Raw genomic sequence first — 18,138 nt, 5'->3', positions numbered from 1 at the left:
CACGTGGCGAGCAAGACCGACCTCATCGAGGCCCAGAACTTCTCGCGCCGACGGCTCCTCACCGCGTTCGTCAGCGGCGCGCCGGGCGGCAAGGAGCTCGAGCCCGCGAAGCCCCTGCGAGCCGTCGTGATCGCGATCGTGCTCACCGCCGCCGTGCTGCTCGCCGGGGCGTTCTACGGGCTCATCCAGCCCGGGCTGCCCCAGGGCTGGCAGAACGGCCGCATGCTCATCGCGAAGGACACCGGCGCCCGCTACGTCTCGGTGAAAGGCGTCCTCCACCCGGTGATCAACACCGCGAGCGCGCGTCTCCTCATCCCGTCCTCCAGCTTCGCCGTCATCACGACCGACTCGCACGCGCTCTCGGGCATCGCGGTCGGCTCCCCGGTCGGGATCGTCGGCGCACCCGACGCTCTCCCGAGCGCCGACGCACTCGTGAACACCGGCTGGACCGCCTGTGTGACCGACGACGGTGGTGTCGCGACATCGATCCGCACCCGCCCCTCCGCGACGGCGACCGACCGCGCCGTGGTCGTCGAGAACGGCGGCGAGCGCTGGGTCGTCGCGGGCGGCCTGCGCTACGGGGTGGATGGGCAGAACGCCGATGCCGTGCTCCGCGCCGCCGGGATCGACGCCTTGGCGCCTGTGCGGGTGTCCTCCGACTGGCTCAACCTCTTCTCGCCCGGCGCCGCTCTGGAGCCGCTCGTCATCACCGACGCCGGCTCGCCCGTCCCGGGCGGGGCGCTGAGCGACGGCCCCCTGCTGGTGGGCGAGGTCATCCACACCTCCGGCAGTGCCGCCGAGCAGCGTTTCGTCGTCCAGGGCGACGGGTCTCTCGCGACCCTCAGCCCCCTGGCCTGGCAGCTCTACCAGCTCGGCTCCGGGCGCACGATGTCGACCGTGCGTGAGGTGTCGGCGGCCTCCGTCGCCGGTCTCCGCACGGCGAAGGCACCGGCGGGCGGGGCGGACTGGCCGGCGGAGGGCTTCACCTCCCTCACCGCGAGCGATCGCGCCTGCGCCCTGCTCAGCGCGAGCGGCACCACCGTGCTCGCGACGGCGCCGGCCTCGGCGAAGGCGACATCGGGCGTCACCGTGCAGGCCGGACACGGCGCCCTGATCGACGCCGCGGGTCGTGGAGCCGGCAGTGCCGGGATGCTGACCCTCGTCGATGCCACGGGAACCGCGTTCGCGCTCCCCGGCGCCGACGACGAGACGGTGAAGCGCCTGGGCTACACGCCGGACGAAGTGGGCACCGTCGAACAGACCTGGATCGCACTCCTGCACAGCGGACCGGAGCTCAGCACGTCCGCGGCGGGCGCGACGTCGAGCGCATCCGCCGGATGAACGGCCGGTCCGCCGCCCGGGTGCTGCTCGCCGGCGCCGCCGTCGTCGCCGCGCTCGGACTGGTCGCGACGCCGGCATCGGCCACGACGATCGGCGCGTCCGGACCCCCTCGAGCCGTCGCGTCGACGGCCCGGCTCGCCGAGGCCACCACAGGCTGCACCGGCGCGGCCACGCTCATCCCGCAGCGTCCGCCCGCGCTCGCACAGCTGCAGGCCTCCACGGCCTGGGAGCAGTCCCGCGGCGCGGGAATCGTGGTCGCCGTCGTCGACTCGGGGGTCGACGCAGCCAACCCGCACCTCGCCTCCGTGTTGGCCGGCGGGACCGATCTGGTCGGCGACGGAGCCGGTTCGGCCGGGTACGCAGACGGCTACGGCCACGGGACGGCGATCGCCGGTGAGATCGCCGCGCAGACCGTCGACGGCTCCGGAGTCGAGGGACTCGCCCCGGACGCTCGGATCCTCTCGGTGCGGGTCTTCGCGGGGACCGACGATCAGGCCGTCGCTGCGGGCAGCGGCCCCAGCATCGCCCGGCTCGCCGCGGGCATCCGCTACGCCGCCGACGCCCATGCCCAGGTCATCAACGTCTCGCTCTCGACCGCCGTCGACGACCCTGCGCTGCGGGAGGCGGTCGCCTACGCGAGCGCCCACGGCAGCCTCATCGTCGCCTCCTCCGGCAACCGCGACTCCTCGCTCGCCGTTGAGAAGGACCAGCAGGACGGCGTGCGGTACCCCGCCGGCTACCCCGGCGTCCTCGGCGTCGCCGCGATCGGAACGGGTGGGGCGGTGACGGACGACAGCATCCACGGCGCACACGTGGCGCTCAGCGCCCCGGGCCAGGACGTGCTCACCGCCGCGAGCACCGGCGGCGACTGCGTCTATGCGTCCGATGCCCCCGCGACCAGTTTCGCGACGGCCTACGTCTCCGCCGCCGCCGCCCTCGTCGCCTCCGCCCATCCCGACGAGACCCCCGCCGAGTGGGCCTACCGGCTGATGGCCAGTGCCATCCGCGCGCATCCCGGCTCGCGTGACGACGACGCGGGCTGGGGTGTCGTGCAGCCGTACGAGGCGATCGTCCTCGTCCCCGGAGCGGAGACGGCCGGGCCGACGAACCCCTTCACCGCGTCGACCCACGCGCCCGCGGCCGGCGAATCGCCTGCGCTGACGGTCCAGCCGAACGACGACAGCCAGGCGAGACAGAGCGCCGCCGCCGTGGTCGTGTCCGTGATCGGGCTCACCATTCTGGCGGCGATCGCTGTGGTCGGCATCCTCGCGGCGCGCCGCAGGCGGGCGCGGATGGAGGGGACGGCCTGAGTAACCGGGCAGGACGCGCGTACCGGCTCGCGCGGCGTGGGCGACTCCGACGGCTCAGCCGCCGACGACGGTCGTCACGATGACGATCAGCCCGACGATCGACACGACGCAGGCGCCCACGATGCTTCCGAGGGTGATCCACCCCGCGGAACGGGTCGCGCGCGACACCGACCGCATGGACGGTGTCGCGGCTCTGGTCGCCTCCGGGCCGCTGCCGAGGTCTGGCCCCGGTGCGGGCGGCTCCGGGATGGGCCGCGGCTCGTAGCGCACCACGGCGTCCGCCCCGAGCGCTGCAGCAGCGCGCTCCGACGCGGCGGTGCCCGACGGCAGGACGATCGGCGTGCGCTTGGCGCGCAGGGAACGCCGGGTGGGCGCGAGCTGTGCCCGCGCGGTCGGGGACGCCACAGGGGCCGACGGTACCGGCGAGCCGGCGATATCCCCGGACACGGTCCCCACGGGGCGCCGAGCGATGATGGTGTCGTCGGACTCGTCCTCGTCCTCATCGCGTCGCACCACGCGGGTGGCATCGAACGGATCATCATGAGCCTCGTCGTCGCGTCGGACGACGCGGGTGGCGTCGAGCGGACCGTCGTGACGGTGGACGACGCGGGTGGCGTCGAGCGTGGCGCGGCCGACGGTGTCGTCATCGACGTCGCTGTCGGTATCGGTATCGGCGCCCGGGATGGGGACGGTCTCAAGCTCCTGAGGTGCGGCCGCGCGAGGGGGAACGACCGTGTCGTCGAGGTCGGTCTCGAGGGCGCCGCTGGAGGACTCGTCGCTCGAGGCGGGCGGCTCCGCGCCGGATACGGGCGCCACCGGCTCGCGCGGAGGCGCCGGATCCAAGGCGGGTTCCGCGGGCGCCGGGGGCGATCCCGCCGTGAGAGGGGACTCCACGAGCGAAGACGGCTCCACATCGGTGGGAGGCTCCACGGAAACAGTCGCGGCCACGGCGAGTCGAGGGGTCAGCGGCGGTTCGACCGCGTCCGATGGCAGGCGGTCCACGACGATCGTCTCGTCGAGCGCGTCCGTGGCCGCCACGGGCTCCGCACCGGCACGACGGACGATCACCGTCTCATCCAGCTCCTCCGCAGCGGCCTCCGGCTCCGCACCGGCACGACGGACGATCACCGTCTCATCCAGCTCCTCCGCAGCGGCCACCGGCTCTGCATCGGCACGACGGACGATCACCGTCTCATCCAGCTCCTCCGCAGCGGCCACCGGCTCTGCATCGGCACGACCGACGATCACCGTCTCATCCAGCTCGTCACGCTCATCCAGCTCCTCACGAGGATCCTGCTCCGGCCCGCGTCCGCTCGTGTCTTCGCTCGTCGGGTCGCTCGTCATACCGGCACCGTGTCCCCGTCGTCCGTCCAGGCGTGGGATTCGCGGGTGTCGGCCGGTCCGTCGCCGCCGGGGTCACCGCCCGAGAGCACGTCGACGACCACCGCCGTGACGTTGTCGCGACCGCCCGCCCGGTTCGCCGCCTCCACGAGCGCAGCCGTGGTCGCCGCCGGGCGCCCGCCCGCCACGAGGATCTCGCGGAGCTGTTCGTCGCTGAGTTCGCCGTGGAGCCCGTCCGAGCAGACCAGGAGACGCTCGCCCGTCGTGACCGGCATCAGCCAGCTGTCGGCGCGCGCGTCCACCGAGCCGAGCGCTCGGGTGATGACGTTCTTGTCCGGTGCGGTGCCGCGGTCCTCAGGGCGCAGCGTCCCCGCATCGACGCGCTCCTGCACCAGGGAGTGGTCGACCGTGAGCTGCTCCAGGTAGCCGCCGACGAGGCGGTAGACGCGCGAGTCGCCGACGTTGACGATGAGCCAGTGCGGCCGGCCGTCGTGGACCACGAGGATGACTCCCGTGAGCGTGCTGCCGGCACCCCGTTCCCGGGTCGCGGCAAGCGCCGAGACCCGGCGCGACGCCTCGTCGATCGCGGCCGAGACGCGCACCAGGTCGACGGGGCCTCCGGTGCAGAGCGTCTCGCGCAGGGCGGCCACGACGTGCGCGCTGGCCTGGGCTCCGGCCTCATGACCGCCCATACCGTCGGCGACGGCGAACACCGGCGGCACGGCGAGGAACGAGTCCTCGTTCGCGGCGCGCTTTCGACCGGTGTCGCTGCGGGCATCGGAACTCAGCTGGACGGACTGCGTCGCCGTCATCGGGACTCCTCGCGTTCGAGCCGCAGGCCGACGGACCCGAGCAGGAGCCTGCCGTTCAGCTCCGTCGACTCACCGGAAGCGATGCGTCGCTCCCGGCCGTCCTGCTCGAGGAAGACGCCGTTGGTGGAATCGAGGTCGGCGACCGTCCAGCCGTCCCCCTGCCGGGTGAGGCAGGCGTGCTGCTTGGAGAGCGTGCGTGTCGTATCGGGCACGGCGAGGTACTGCACGCCCGGCTCGTCACCCGCGGGACGACGCCCGAGCACGACGACGTCCGCCTCCAGGGGGAACCGCACGCCATCATCGGTGACGAGGGACCAGGCGACCGCGACCGGGCGCTCGACGACGATCGTTTCGCCGGCCTCGTCGTCCTGTTCGAGGACCTCGCCCGGCTCCAGGATCGCGTGCTGCTCGACCGACTCGACCGGATCGACCGGCTGCGGCGGCTCAGTCGGCTCGACCGGCTGCAGCAGCTCAGGCGGCTCGTCCGGGAGGCTCTGCTCGAGGAACGGCGACCGGATGCTGTCGGAAGCCTCCGGCTCCGGCGCGGAGACCACGGGCGAAGCGATCGGCGCATCGAGGAAGGGGCTGCTGATCGGCGGCGGCTCGGACGCAGAAACCGGCTCGGACGTCGGCACAGGTTCGGGCGCCGGCGGCGGACCGGATGGCGCACGCGTGTCGGATTCCGCGATCGCCGTCGGGACAGGCTCTGATCCCGCGACGGGCACAGGAGCCGACGGCGCGACAGGGACGGGCGACACCGGCGATGGGGCCGCGGTCTCCGCGGGAGCGTCGGGCCGCACGGCCGCCTCGCGCCTCCCCGCTCCGCCCGACTGCGGAGCGCCGGCCGGCCGCGGGTCGCGCGTCGATGCCAGCACCGTCGCCCACACCGGAGGGAGGAGCACGGCCAGCACGGTCGCCCCTGCCCCGCGCCCGAACGTCGCGCTGATCCGGTGCGCCGCCATCCCGCGCAGCACGACGGCGTACAGACAGACGACCGGGATGAAGAAGAACACGACTCCCCAGGCCGGGCCGCCGCCGAGGCGGAGGATCTCGGCCTCGTTGAGCACGGGAACCCACGCGCGCCACGGCTCGACCCCGCGGCGGGCGAAGACGCGCGAGAGCGCCGCGGCATACCAGAGGAAGACGGCGAGCCCCACGATGACCGCGATCAGCGCGATCACGGCGGTGAGGACGAGCAGGGTGGCGGTCTTGTCGGTCATGCGCCCGCCTTCCGCGATCGGGGCGTCGCGAACGCGAGCCAGGACGACACGGGCCGCGGGCGGCCGAGTGCACGGACGAACGACGCCGGGTTGAGCGCGGCGAGCAGCGATCGGACGGGACCGTGCTCGGCCCGCAGACGCGCGCGCTCGGTGTCGACCAGCTCCCAGGCGCGGTCGGCCGCATCCCGGGTGGGCGGGTGCTCGGCGAAGACGGCGATATCGACGAGAGCCGCGAGCTCGACCGCCGTGGCGGAGTCCATCGCCGCCGCCGCGTCGCGCCGCGTTCCCGTGGAGGCGGCCTCCCCGATATCCGTACGGGCGTCCATCAGCTCTGCCCACGCTCCGACGACGGCGACCTCCGGCACCGGAGCGCGGCGGCGACGACGGCGACGGGTCCGCTTGGCGACGAGCACGACGAGGAACGGCAACGTCAGCAGCAGGAGCGTCACGACGGCGAGCCCCACGATCGTGAGCACCCGCAGGAGGACGACCACCCACTCGGGCTGCTCGGTCACGACCGCGCGGGTCGCGTCGCGGTCGTCGTGCTGCGCCGCGGGCGGGAGCACCGTCCCGACCTGCGGCTGCTCGGGCACCGTGGGGTTCTTGGGAAGCTCGTGGTCGAGCGAGATCAGGGTCGGTGCCTTGGTGAACTGGGGCTCGACGTCGACCGTCGTCCAGTCGGCGGCTCCCGGGGCGCGCACCTCGATCCACGCCGCGAGGTTCGCCCCCGTGCACTCGCCCGAGCAGTCGGGGATCCCGCCGGTCTCCCCTGCACCCATCCGCACGCCCACGACGACCCGCGACTCGTACCCGACCGCCCGCGCGAGCAGAGCCCCCGCGGCCGCGAACTGCTCGTCGTCGCCGACCCCCGCGACGAGCATGTCGGCGCTGGAGGCGCTCCCGACCCGGTCCTGCTGCTCGAGGAGCTGACTGAACAGCTCCTCGACGCGCGCCGTCGAGTGGCCGGCGAAACTCGATTCGAACGGATAGGCGGACTGACGGCGCAAGGCGGAGATCCACGCCGATGCCTGATCGTCCTCGGCGAGGGAATGGCTGAGGTACCCGCGGTCGCGGAGCCGCTTCACGAGCTCCTCGAACCCGGCCGCAGTGCGCGGCTGCTGCTGCGCCTTCACCCAGGCGGCGAGCTGAGGATGCTGCGTGAGGTCGAGCAGGCTGCTGCTCCCCGGGTCGGCGAGCGCGACTCTCGGCGTCCCGGTCCCCTGAACCTGATAGCGGTCGCCGGCCCTCACACCGCGCGCCCCGTCGGGCTCGGGGGCGACATCGATGCCCGCGCCGGTCTGCTTGTCGAGGTAGAAGGCGTCGGCGAGGGCGGCCGCGCGGGAGCCGGAGAACGACGGCGCCGTGCGGGCGTCCGACGGCATCGGGAGCCAGATCCCCGAATAGCCCTCGCCGATGGTGACCGTGAGCGCACGTGCGGACGCGGCGGGCGAGCCGCCCGGCAGACGCGAGAAGCGCGCATCCCCGGAGACGAGGAAGTGCTCGCCGTCCCAGTCGTCGAGGGTCGCCATCCGCAGCCGGTCGATGCTCGCGTCGGCGCCCGACACCGTGAACATCACCCGGTCGTAGGCGTCCTTCTCGAACGAGGCGCGGTAGCGGCCGAGCGGGGTCGTCTGCTGCTGCACGACGAGGAGCGGCTCGGTGGCGGTGCGCAGCGTCTCCCGCGTGCTCACACCCGCCAGCGCCGGCCCGGCGGTGAAACCGGCCACGAGGGCCACCACGATCAGCGCGGCCCCCAGCAGACGGCGGCGGACGGCCGCGGCGGTCGACGCCGAACCCTGGCGCACGACGCCGACGGTCCCGCGGGCGGCGGCGAGGGCGGCACGGCGACGCAGGCGGGACCGCAGCGAGAGCCAGAGGAGGGAGACGGCGACGAGGAGGAGGCCGAGCAGCACCTCCCGCGGAGCGTCGATCCGGATGCCCGCGACCAGCAGCGGCGCACCGGGATCAGTCGGCCCGAAGGCGATCCCGAACACGCCCATCACGAGCGTGACGGGGACGGCGACGGCCGCGCGGCGACCGGGCGACAGGGCGAGGCCGGCCGCGAGGGCGGCGCCGATCAGGAAGAGCGCGTAGACCGGGACGAGCACCGCCTGATACTGCCCGACGGGGAGGTCGAGGGTCAGGAGCTGCTTCCAGCCGAGGACGATTCCGGTGACCCCGTCCAGCAGCCCGCGGAGCACACCCGTCGGAGACGAGAGGGCCGCGGGCACGGCGAGCGGGACGACTCCGACCAGATAAGCACCCGCGACCGCGACGAGGTGGAGCCACAACGGCCAACGGAGCATCCGGGCGGCGATCGCGCTGCCCACGCCGACGACACCCGCGTAGGCGGCAACGCCTATCAGCAACGGTGTGCGGTAGATGGGCCACGCCAGAGCGCAGGCGAGCCCGAGCGCGACGAGCACGTACGCGCACGCCAGGACGGTCTGGGGCAGGTCGAGGCGCAGAGACGACGACCGCCGCGCTCGCGCCCGGCGTGCGGCCTCCCGCGCGCCGTCGAGGCCCGCCGGCGCGCTCACTGGAGAGCTCCGCGGGCGATGAGCTTGCCGAGGTCCACGAGGGCGCCGACGGTGAGGATGCTGAGCGGGCCCAGACGGCGGAACGCCGGATCGGCGCCGAGGTCGCAGCGGACGCCGACGCACCGGGTGTCCGGACCGAAGGACACCGAGGCGGCGCGCAGCCGCCCGAGCGGGGTGTGCGCACCCGTCACGAGGAAGACGACGGAGAGGTCGGGATGCGACTGGGCCGTCAGCTTGGCCACGTCTTCCAGCCGACTCGCCCGCTCCGCCAGCTCGATCTCGGAGAAGCCGTCGAGCATGGTCGCGGCGTTGCGCGTCGGGAGGGTGCGGATGGTGACGACCTCGCCGCGCACGAGCTCCGGCCGTTCCGCGCTCGTCGTCACGACCAGGTCGCGGCCGTCGCGCACCGCCTGCAGGCTGAGCGAGGCGGCCACGCTGACGGCGAGCTCGAACTCGTCGTCGGACTCGTACTCCTCCTCCGCGGTGATGCCGATCGTGACCGCGATCCGCGAGTGCCTGGCCTCCTCGTACTGGCGGACCATCAGCCGGCCGGTCTTGGCCGTCGATTTCCAGTGCACATGGCGGCGGGAGTCGCCGGGGACGTAATCCCGAATGGCGTGGAAGGCGAGGTCGGCGTCGACGATGGTGCTGGTCGGCAGCCCTTCGAGGTCGCGGATGAGCCCGGCACTGGTGCCAGGGATGACCGTGGTGACAGGGTGCACGTGAAGGGTGTGGACCTCCGGCCAGAGCGCCTCGCGCCGCAGCAGCCCGACCGGGTCGCCGCGCGAGACCGACACCGGTCCGACATCGATGACGCCGCGCCGCGCCGCCGCGATCGACAGGCGCTCGGTGTGCTCGGCCCCCGCCGCGAGCAGGGGAACGTAGGCCTCGGCCAGGCCGGTCCCGATCGGGACGTCCACCCGGCCGGGGAGAGAGGTGCGAGCGCCCGCGTTGCGGACGACGAGGGATCCGGTCACGTCGTCCCCGGCGACCACGCGCTCCCGGTCGAGGGCGAGCTGCACGCGGTAGTCGTGGGAACCCAGCAGGAAGGGCACGCAGACCACGATGAGCGCGGCGGCCGCGGAGGCGACGATCCAGCCGATGCTCCACCCCGCGACCCAACCGGCGACGGCGCCGGCGACGAGGACGCACACGACGAGCCACCCCGGTGCGGTGACGGTCTCGGCCAGCCAGCGCGCCGCTCCACGCAGGGCCGAGCCGACGGCCGCCGCGGCCGCACGGCCCCAGAAGACGCCGTCCTCGACGAGGCCGGTGCTGCTCCTCGTGACGCTGGTCACCGTCGACGCGCGCGTGCGCGTGCCGGTGACGGTGCGCGTCAGCCGTGAGGAGGTGTCGTCGAACTCGGTCATCCGGCTCAGGCCGCCCCGTTCTCCACGGGGGCCTCGACGTCGAGCAGGATCTGTCCGATCACGGCGTCCGGCGAGACGCCGTCGAACTCCGCGTCCGGGTTTAGCACGAGACGGTGCGCCAGCACCGGGAGGGCCAGGTCGCGCACGTCGTCGGGCGTGACGAAGCTGCGACCGTGCGCGACGGCCCAGGTCGAGGCGAGCCGCGCGAGGGCGAGTCCGCCGCGCACGCTCACGCCGAGCTTCACCTCGCTCGCCCGCCGGGTCGCCGCGATCAGGCGCATGATGTAGTCGAGCACCAGGGGGCTGCTGTAGACGCCGCCCACCAGATCGGACATCGTCACGATCAGCTGTGCATCCACGATCTCCGGGACCTCGCGGCGCGGGCGCATCGCCCCCTGGAGGATCCGCAGCGTGGAGGCGTCGTCCGGATAGCCGATGGAGGCGCGGATCATGAAACGGTCCAGCTGCGCCTCCGGGAGGCGGTAGGTTCCGGCCTGTTCGACCGGGTTCTGGGTGGCGATCACCACGAACGGGACACCGACCGGCCGCGTCACGCCGTCGACGGTGACACGCCCCTCCTCCATCACCTCCAGCAGCGCCGACTGTGTCTTCGGGCTGGCGCGGTTGATCTCGTCGGCGAGCACGACATTGGCGAAGATCGGTCCGGTGTGGAACTCGAACTCGCCGCGCTTCTGGTCGTAGACGGTGATGCCGGTCACGTCGCCCGGGAGCAGGTCGGGGGTGAACTGGATGCGCGTCGAGGTGCCGCGGATCGTCTGGCCGAGCGCCCGGGCGAGCGCCGTCTTGCCGGTGCCGGGGACGTCCTCGAGCAGCACGTGTCCCTCGCTAAGGAGGGTCGCGAAGACGAGCTCGACGATGTGCCGCTTGCCGAGCACGGCCTGCTCGACGTTGTCGACGAGCTGGGCGAACGTCGACTGGAACCAGGCGGTCTGTTCGGGGGTGATGGTCATGCGTCTTCCTCGGTCGTCGGTCGCGGGGATGGGCGGGTGCGGCGGTGCGTCACGGCGTGCTTCCGCCGCCCGGGTCGGGGTTGGTCGGCGCCGCCACCCCGCAGCGGGTCAGCTTCCGCTCACCGAGCGCCGCGTACGCGCCCGTGAACTTCACCGTGTACGTCACGGTCAGCGTCGTCGCGTCGGTGGCGACGGTGACGGTGGCGGCGTTGGCGGACCGCACCGCGTTGGAGAGCACGACGTCGTCTGCGGACGGGGTCGCCGTGCAATCCGTCGGGACGTTCACGGTCACCGTCGTCGGCACCGTCGTGGTCGTCACGGGAGACTCGGACCCGCACGCGCCGGAGGAGCCGAGGAAGCAGTAGCTGTAGGTGATGTCTCCCGGGTCGCTGTCCTTCGAGAGCGCGAAGTCCGAGGTCAGCGCGCCGTTGATCCGGTACAGGACGGTGAACGCCGGTCGCTGCTGCACGTTCGGCGGGTTGACGGTCAGGAACTCGTATCCCGAGGTGTACGCCCCCGACGTGATCGTCCGCGACGGGTCGGTTCCCACCGAGTACGTGGTCGCCGAGCCGCCCGGCGACGTCTGGAAGGTCCACGCCGACTGAACGCCCGTCGTGACCGCTCCGAAACCGTTGGCTGCGCACGCCTGCCCGTCGTACTGGGTGTACTGGTCCAGGCCGCTGAAGTCCTTCGACGTCTGCCCGCCGGCCATCACCGGGTTGCCGTTGCCGTCCATCGAGCACCCCGGCTGCGGTGATCCCTTCTTCCACACCGCGTACAGCACCGTGACGCCCTTGCTGCTGTTGTTCGCGTCCACGGCGACGTCGCGCAGCTGCAGCGAGGTGTTCGACGACGCGACCAGCGAGCCGTTGGAGGTGACGATCGGGGAGCCGGCGACCTGCGCGGTCTGCGTCCAGGTCGATCCGGTGTTGCCCGAGCCGAGAGGAGGCTGGAACTGGCTGACCGGGATCACCGAGACGCTGCGGGAACCCGGTGCGACGAGGCCCGTCCACGTCGTCGTGGCCCCCGACCGCGCGATCTGCGCGACGGCGTTCCCGTCCACGCTGATCTGGAACGCGCTGGTGTCGTCGCTCGACTGGATGGCGAGGTTCAGCACTCCCTGCGTCGTGGTCGTGCGAGCCGGGTCGTAGGAGGTGGTGGCGCTCCCGCCGCTGATCACCGGCGGCTGGTACGCCCACGTGACGACCGGCGTCGTGTCGAGCGAATCGCCGATCGCGTTGACCGCGCGCGCGGTGAACGTGTGGCGCTGGCCGTTGACCAGGCCGCCCACCGTGCACGAGTAGGTGCCCGCGGCCCCCGGGGAGCAGCTGGAGGAGACGGGCTGACCGTTCTCGACGATCGAGACGCCGCGCAGGCCGGGGTGCGCGAGCGCCGCCTCCCCCAAGGTCACGAGCATCGTCACGCTCGACCCGGTGTAGCCGGTGGTCGTGATCGAGCTCGGCGGTGCGGGGTAACCCTGCACGTCCAGCGTCAGTGTGCCGCCGCCGGTGCGGCCCTGGGCGTCGGCGACGATGTACGGCACGAGGCAGCTGCCTCCCGCGGGCTTCGCGCCGCCGGGCCAGGTGGCGGTGACGGCGGTGGTCCCGGAGGCGGAGATCGCGGCGACGGCGCAGGTCGTCTGGCCGAGCCCGACCAGCTTGAGTCCCGACCCCTGCTTGCCCTGGAACGGGTCGTACTCCCCGGGCACGCCGATGACCGTCACTGTGCACGAAGGGCCGCTGCTCACCGCGCAGGTCTGCGTGAAGGTCGCGGCGCGGGGTGCGTCCGGCGGCGCTGCTCCGACGACGAGCGTCACGTTGGCCACCAGTCCGCCGAACGCCGTCACGGTCACCCCGACCGTCTCCCGGGCTCCGGGATGGGCGTCCGCGCGCGCGGTCGCGGTCAGGGTGCGACCGCTCTGGGTGACGGCGAAGTTCGTGCCGGAATAGGCGATCGCGTAGTCGAGGGCGTTCTGGTCGCCGACTCGGCCGCCCTCCCAGCTCGTGAGGTCCTTGTAGAGGTCGATGGTCTGCGAAGCGCCCGGGGCCACGGTGCGGCTGACCGAGTTGAGCTGGGCTTGCGGGCTCTTGGGCTGGATGACCACCGGGATCGGCAATGCCGTCCACGTCGACTGCCCGGCCAGACGCACCTGCACGGTGCAGGTGTCCGTCCACGGCGCCTCACGCCCAGCGGCGTACGAAGCGGTCGTGCTCCCGGACGGCGTGCAGCGGGCGTTCGCACGCTGCACGGCGAAGGATCCGTCGTCGCGCAGCTGGAGGGTATCGCCCGCCGCCAGGTCGACGGCCTCCTTCACCGGGATCGAGACGGTCTGCTCCTCCCCGACGCGGTACGCCTGCAGGCCTCCGGCGAGCTGGAGGCGCATGTCGTCGAACGCGGGGATGCGCAGGAAGCCGTAGCCGACCGACTTCCGCCCCGTCTGGTCCGTGCCGGTGAGCGAGAACGGCACGAGTGCACCCTCCTTGGGCGCGGGTCCGCTGATCCGGTGCCCCTTCACGGTGTAGGAGGATGCCGACGGCCCCCAGATCGCGAGGGTGAGGTCGGAGATGCTCCCCGAGCTCCACACGGTCTTGCCGGCGACGACGTCGATGCCGCTCGCCAGCTCGGCGCGATCGCTGGTGCCGATCACGGTGTCCGTGACGACCGGGATGTCCGTCGCGGCCTCCGCGGTCACCGTCACCACGATCAGGCCCTGGGCGGTGCTGGAGGTCGCGGAGGAACGCACCGTGTAGAGGTACGACTGCACGCCCTCCACGTCGCCGGGGAGCAGCCGCACCGTGCCCGACTTCAGATCGGTGCCCGGGGCGATGAGACCCTTCAGACGGTTGTACTCGCTCGCACCGGGAAGCTCAGGAGCGTTGGGCACCACCGACACGAGGCTCAGCGTCCCGCCGGCCGGGTCGCGGTCGTTGAGCAGGGGCTGCACGGTCAGGGGCGTCGTCGAGCCGCGCACCGTCCGCACGGCGTCGCTGTAGGTGATCGGAGCGACGTCGGCGTCCGCCGCAGCGAGCACCGCGATGCGGATGACCCCGTCCCCGGTCGCACCGGCCGGGTCGCGGAGGGTGTAGCCGAATGAGACCTGCCCGCCGCTCACGCCGCCGGCGGGTGCGGCGTAGACCACCGAGCGGCCGTCCGGACCGATGGTGGCCGTCCCGGACCCCGCCTTCGGCTGGGCCAGCGCGGAGAGCACGGTCGCGTCGCCGTCGGGGTCCTGGCCGGCGGAGGGGATGTCGAGGGTCACGGTCCCGCCCGCGCGCACCCGCCCGGTGAGCGTGGTCGGCTCCGGCGCATGATTGGTGCCGTCCGCGACGACCGTCACCGTGATCTCCGTCGAGTCGAGTCGGCTCGGGTCGGACTCCACGTAGTCCGAGTAATGCAGCGTGTACGAGCCTGGCTTCGTCGGCGCCAGGTAGCGCACGGTGTCCCCCGCTGCGAAGACGAGCTCGCCCGGAGCGCCGGAGCCCTCGATCTGCGGCGACAGCACCAGACGCTCCCCACGCGGCGCGATGTCGTTCGCGGTGACCGGGATGTCCACCTGAGTTCCTGCCCGCACGGTGACGGCATCGGGGCGCGCGATCGGGCCGATGCCCGTCGCCGGGTCGACCAGGAACACCGTGATCTCCCCTTCGACCGTCTGGCCGGCGCCGTCCCCGATGGTGACCGTGGCCGTTCCGATCCTGCCCGGCCGGCCGTCCTCGGTGCTGCCGCTGACCCGCACCTGCGCGTTGTCGACCACGCTCACGGAGAGCCGCTCCTGGTTCGACGACACCGATTGGACCGCGAGGACGCGTCCGGAGGTGTTCTGAACGGCCTGCAGCACGTCCAGGGTGGTGTCCTCCTGAGCGCGCGCGAAGGCGACGAGCGGAGGCATAGTCAGGGGCCTCCCGCCCGGGACCACGCTGAAGCGCAGCACTCCGGTCTGCTCGGCCTTCGTCTGGGCGTCCTGCACCGTGTAGCCGACGAGATACTCCCCAGCCGCCTTCGCGGTCAGCTGGATGGTCCCCGCCGCCGCGTTCGGTGTCACGGTGGCGTTGTCCTTGTCGCCCGTGGTGATGACCGCGTCGGTGAGACGGTACGAACCCGAGCCGCCCTCCACGTGATCGGCGATCGCCTCGGTCCGCGGCTCGCCCACGCCTGTGACGACCGCCGCGGGCACGGTCGTCAGCGCCGGGTCCGCCGCCACCGAGACGATGAGCTCCTTCGTCGTCTCCGCCCCGTTGGCGTCGACGACCGTCACGGTGACCGCGTACGTGCCCGCGCCGGCGTTGGGGTCGGTGTGCCGTACCGCGACGCGGCCGTCCGCCGTCGCGACGACGCGGATCGGCGCGGATGCGTCGGACTTGCGGGCGTCCGCCAGTGCGAGGGGGTCACCGTCCGGATCCACCCAGGCCGTCAGCACCGGGACGGACACCGTGCCGCCGGGGGCGAGCGAGACGGTCGGCCAAGTCTGCACGCAGTTCTCGATGCCGCACCACACCGGGGCGCTGTTCTCGCCCTCCGGCACGACGTGAACGGTCACCGTCGCCGGGTCCGATTGCATGATCCCGTCCGTGACGACGTAGCTGAACGTCGCCGAACCGCTCTGCGCGTGCACATGGATCGCCAGTTGCTGGTCGTCCGCCGTGAGGGAGAGATCGCCGAACCCCGGATCGCTCAGCCCGCTCACCGAGCCGGGCACGATGCTCAGGACGGCACGCTTCATGGGCGAGTGCGCGTTGAGCAGCACGGGCAGGATGGCGGTGGCGCCGGCGCGCACACCGAAGCTCGACGGCTGCGCCACCGGAGGCGTCTCCTCCGTGACCTCCTCCACCTGCGTCGTCGTCTCGGTCTGCTGCGTCTTCTTCTCGTCGTCCGCGTTCCACTGCGACGGCGGGATGAGCGTGCCGTCGGGGATGGTCCACAGCGTCCCCGAGTCCGTCTCGTCCAGCACCGCCCGATCGCCATTGCTCAAGATCTGCGGCGCGATCGAGCGGGCGTCGTCGAGCCCGCCGTCCGGCAGCACGAGCGATTTCGCGCCACCGGCGGACGACCAGAGGCGTCCGGTCGTCGTGGAGACCCAGGCTCCGTACACGGTGCCCGCCACCTCGGTCGGCGCTGCGGGGGTTCCCGAGGCCTCGACTGTGCGCCCGGACTGGCCGCTGCGCACCTGCACCGAGACCAGCCCCGAGCCGTCGGCGAAGTACGCCGTCCCGCCGTCGGAGGTCGAACCGGCGACAGCATCGCTGCCGAGTCGGACGTCGACGGGCGCGCCCTTCCCCGCGATCCAGGCCCTGCTCTGCGCGGGAGCGGCCAGCACCCAGGTGTCCCCGGCGAGCGCGAGCGCCACCTTCGCCGCGGCGGCCGGAGGCGACGCGAGCTTCACCGCCCCACCGGTCCACACGCCCTGCGTCGCGTCGTAGGTGCGCACCGCGCGCTCCTTCGCGGAGTACACGGCGACGGTGCCGTCGGCGCCCACGGTGGCCGTCGTGGCGACATAGCCCTGCGCCCCGGAGGCCGCGTCCGGCCCGGCGGTCGCACGTTCCTGCTGGAGCGGGTCGATCTGCACGGGCTTGCCCGCCGATCCCCGCGCAGACAGCTGCTGCACATAGATCGTTCCGGTGTCCGTGAGATAAAGCGCCCAGTCGCCGGCCGACTGGACCTGGCGGGTGCCGCTCGGCGTGGACGCGCCGGTCGAACCGCCGGTGGACGAGGCGGCCGACGACCCGGCGGCGCTCGCCTGCCCCGCGGTGTTGGACGAGCCCTCCACCAAGGCCTTCGGATCGGCGGGATCCACTTCCCAGGCCTGGCGGTAGCCCTGCGTGAACACGATGCTGTCGGAGCCGTGCTGCACGACCCCGCTCGGATCCTCCGCATCCTTGACGGTGCTGAGCTGGCCGAGGTCGGTGTCCACGCGCGCGTACTTCCCCGACGACTTGGTCACCCAGACCGAGCTCTCGACCGCGTCGGACTTCTGCGTGTCGTACCCCTGTGCGACCACCGCGCCGGTGACGACCAGCGCGAGGGCGGCGACGACGGCCGCCGCCGAGGCGGCACGGCCGAAGCGGCGACGGGGTGCCTGCTGCCTCACAGCACTCCGCCCGCGATCAGTGCGACACCGACGCCGACCACGGCGACCACGGCGACACCGGCGCCGATCAGAGCCGGGACGAGCGGATTGGCCGCCCACCGGCGCTCGCGGACGACCAGGCCGTCACGGTCGCGCTTCGCCTCGGCGGCCGCGGCCGCCTGCTTCGCTTCGCGCTGCGCACGGCGGGAGTCGGGGTTGACGGTGGAGACCAAAGGACCGCGACGACCGCTGTCGGCGAGGTCGATCAATCCCGCGGCGCGCGCCCACTCCGGCGAGGCGACCTCGATCGCCGTCGGCGGGATGCCGAGTTCGTACTGCACCCAGCGCAGCTCCTCGGCGAAGGCCTGGGCGGACGCGAACCGGCGCGACGGGTCCCTGGACAGACCGACGCGCAGGGCCTCCTCCAGGCGGGGCGGGACGTCGTCACGGCCGGTCGGCGTGTAGACCGCCTTGATGATGCGTGCGGTCATGAGGTCGCGGGTGTTCGCCTGGCGACGGTCCGACTCGAACGGGCTGCGGCCGGTCAGGAGGGTGTAGACGGTCGCCGCGAGGCTCCACACCTCGCTGGCGACGGTGCCGTTGGTGGTCTCCTGCAGCACCTCGGGCGCTGACCACGGAACGGACATGGCCACGTCGCCGTCCTCGTCGCCCGCGGCGGCGATGCCGAAGTCCGCGAGCACGGAAGACCCGAGCGCGGTGATCAGGATGTTGGACGGCTTGATGTCTCGGTGCAGCAGCCCCGCTCGGTGCACGGTCTCGACGGCGCCGGCGATGCGCACCCCCGTCTCGAGCACGGTCGTGAGGGCCAGGCTGTCTCGGCGCAGCCGGGCGCTCATCGTGTCGGGGCAGTACTCCATCACGAAGAACGGCCGCCCGTCGGACGAGATGCTCGCCAGGTGCACCGTCACGATCGCCGGGTGGGCGCTCAGCCGGGCGAGGATGTCCGCCTCGGCGTTGAACGCGCGGAGTGTCTCGTCGTTGACCGCCTCCGCCGCCAGCACCTTCACGGCGACGACGCGACGCGGGAGATCCTGCTCGTACAGGAAGACGTCGGCGAAGCCGCCGGAGCCGAGCGGCCGGATCACGGCGTAGCCGGGCAGCACGGGAGGCGATGCGATGGCCCGCTTGCTCATGCCTCCCCTCCCCGC

Annotated in this window: 10 protein-coding genes; 2 read left to right on the top strand and 8 right to left on the bottom strand. The window is 72.8% G+C overall.

Annotated features, from left to right (window positions below; translation table 11 throughout):
• Nucleotides 1–3: 3 nt before the first annotated feature.
• Both eccB and IT072_RS05550 read left to right on the top strand, forming a co-directional pair.
• Nucleotides 4–1,341, top strand: coding sequence for a type VII secretion protein EccB (gene eccB / locus IT072_RS05555; RefSeq protein ID WP_223359960.1), 1,338 nt, complete (start codon nucleotides 4–6; stop codon nucleotides 1,339–1,341).
• Nucleotides 1,338–2,651: a S8 family serine peptidase gene (locus tag IT072_RS05550; RefSeq protein WP_223359958.1), complete on the top strand. Its 1,314-nt coding sequence runs from the start codon at nucleotides 1,338–1,340 to the stop codon at nucleotides 2,649–2,651. The genes eccB and IT072_RS05550 overlap by 4 nt, the downstream gene beginning before the upstream one ends.
• Nucleotides 2,652–2,705: 54 nt before the next feature.
• Here the strand turns inward: IT072_RS05550 and IT072_RS05545 are convergent, their stop codons facing one another.
• Genes IT072_RS05545 through IT072_RS05510 form a run of 8 tightly spaced genes read right to left on the bottom strand, consistent with a single transcriptional unit; the run spans nucleotide 2,706 to nucleotide 18,123 of the window.
• Nucleotides 2,706–3,995 (bottom strand): hypothetical protein, encoded by a 1,290-nt coding sequence (locus IT072_RS05545; protein WP_223359956.1) that lies wholly within the window; start codon nucleotides 3,993–3,995, stop codon nucleotides 2,706–2,708.
• Nucleotides 3,992–4,804, bottom strand: a complete 813-nt coding sequence (locus tag IT072_RS05540; protein WP_223359954.1) for a PP2C family protein-serine/threonine phosphatase — start codon at nucleotides 4,802–4,804, stop codon at nucleotides 3,992–3,994. Before IT072_RS05540 ends, IT072_RS05545 begins: the two co-directional genes overlap by 4 nt.
• Complete coding sequence (locus tag IT072_RS05535) at nucleotides 4,801–6,024, bottom strand: DUF5684 domain-containing protein (protein ID WP_223359952.1); 1,224 nt, start codon at nucleotides 6,022–6,024, stop codon at nucleotides 4,801–4,803. The genes IT072_RS05540 and IT072_RS05535 overlap by 4 nt, the downstream gene beginning before the upstream one ends.
• Nucleotides 6,021–8,564 carry a transglutaminase domain-containing protein gene (locus IT072_RS05530; protein ID WP_223359951.1) on the bottom strand — a complete coding sequence of 848 codons (2,544 nt, stop codon included), beginning with the start codon at nucleotides 8,562–8,564 and terminating at the stop codon, nucleotides 6,021–6,023. The genes IT072_RS05535 and IT072_RS05530 overlap by 4 nt, the downstream gene beginning before the upstream one ends.
• Nucleotides 8,561–9,934, bottom strand: a complete 1,374-nt coding sequence (locus IT072_RS05525) for a DUF58 domain-containing protein (protein WP_223359949.1) — start codon at nucleotides 9,932–9,934, stop codon at nucleotides 8,561–8,563. Before IT072_RS05525 ends, IT072_RS05530 begins: the two co-directional genes overlap by 4 nt.
• A 5-nt stretch (nucleotides 9,935–9,939) precedes the next feature.
• Complete coding sequence (locus IT072_RS05520; RefSeq protein ID WP_223359947.1) at nucleotides 9,940–10,905, bottom strand: AAA family ATPase; 966 nt, start codon at nucleotides 10,903–10,905, stop codon at nucleotides 9,940–9,942.
• A gap of 49 nt (nucleotides 10,906–10,954) precedes the next feature.
• Nucleotides 10,955–16,990: an Ig-like domain-containing protein gene (locus tag IT072_RS05515; protein WP_223359946.1), complete on the bottom strand. Its 6,036-nt coding sequence runs from the start codon at nucleotides 16,988–16,990 to the stop codon at nucleotides 10,955–10,957.
• Nucleotides 16,987–18,123, bottom strand: coding sequence for a serine/threonine-protein kinase (locus tag IT072_RS05510; protein WP_223359944.1), 1,137 nt, complete (start codon nucleotides 18,121–18,123; stop codon nucleotides 16,987–16,989). The genes IT072_RS05515 and IT072_RS05510 overlap by 4 nt, the downstream gene beginning before the upstream one ends.
• Nucleotides 18,124–18,138 lie beyond the last annotated feature (15 nt).

The sequence above is a fragment of the Leifsonia sp. ZF2019 genome (assembly GCF_019924635.1).
Classification (GTDB): domain Bacteria; phylum Actinomycetota; class Actinomycetes; order Actinomycetales; family Microbacteriaceae; genus Leifsonia.
This window is presented reverse-complemented; position numbering and strand designations above follow the sequence as displayed.

What these genes read in the sequence shown, in the direction of transcription:
- IT072_RS05550 (WP_223359958.1), top strand. Translation starts at nt 1,338, where the DNA reads ATGAACGGCCGGTCCGCCGCCCGGGTGCTGCTCGCCGGCGCCGCCGTC.
- IT072_RS05545 (WP_223359956.1), bottom strand. Translation starts at nt 3,995, where the DNA reads ATGACGAGCGACCCGACGAGCGAAGACACGAGCGGACGCGGGCCGGAG.
- IT072_RS05540 (WP_223359954.1), bottom strand. Translation starts at nt 4,804, where the DNA reads ATGACGGCGACGCAGTCCGTCCAGCTGAGTTCCGATGCCCGCAGCGAC.
- IT072_RS05535 (WP_223359952.1), bottom strand. Translation starts at nt 6,024, where the DNA reads ATGACCGACAAGACCGCCACCCTGCTCGTCCTCACCGCCGTGATCGCG.
- IT072_RS05525 (WP_223359949.1), bottom strand. Translation starts at nt 9,934, where the DNA reads ATGACCGAGTTCGACGACACCTCCTCACGGCTGACGCGCACCGTCACC.
- IT072_RS05520 (WP_223359947.1), bottom strand. Translation starts at nt 10,905, where the DNA reads ATGACCATCACCCCCGAACAGACCGCCTGGTTCCAGTCGACGTTCGCC.
- IT072_RS05510 (WP_223359944.1), bottom strand. Translation starts at nt 18,123, where the DNA reads ATGAGCAAGCGGGCCATCGCATCGCCTCCCGTGCTGCCCGGCTACGCC.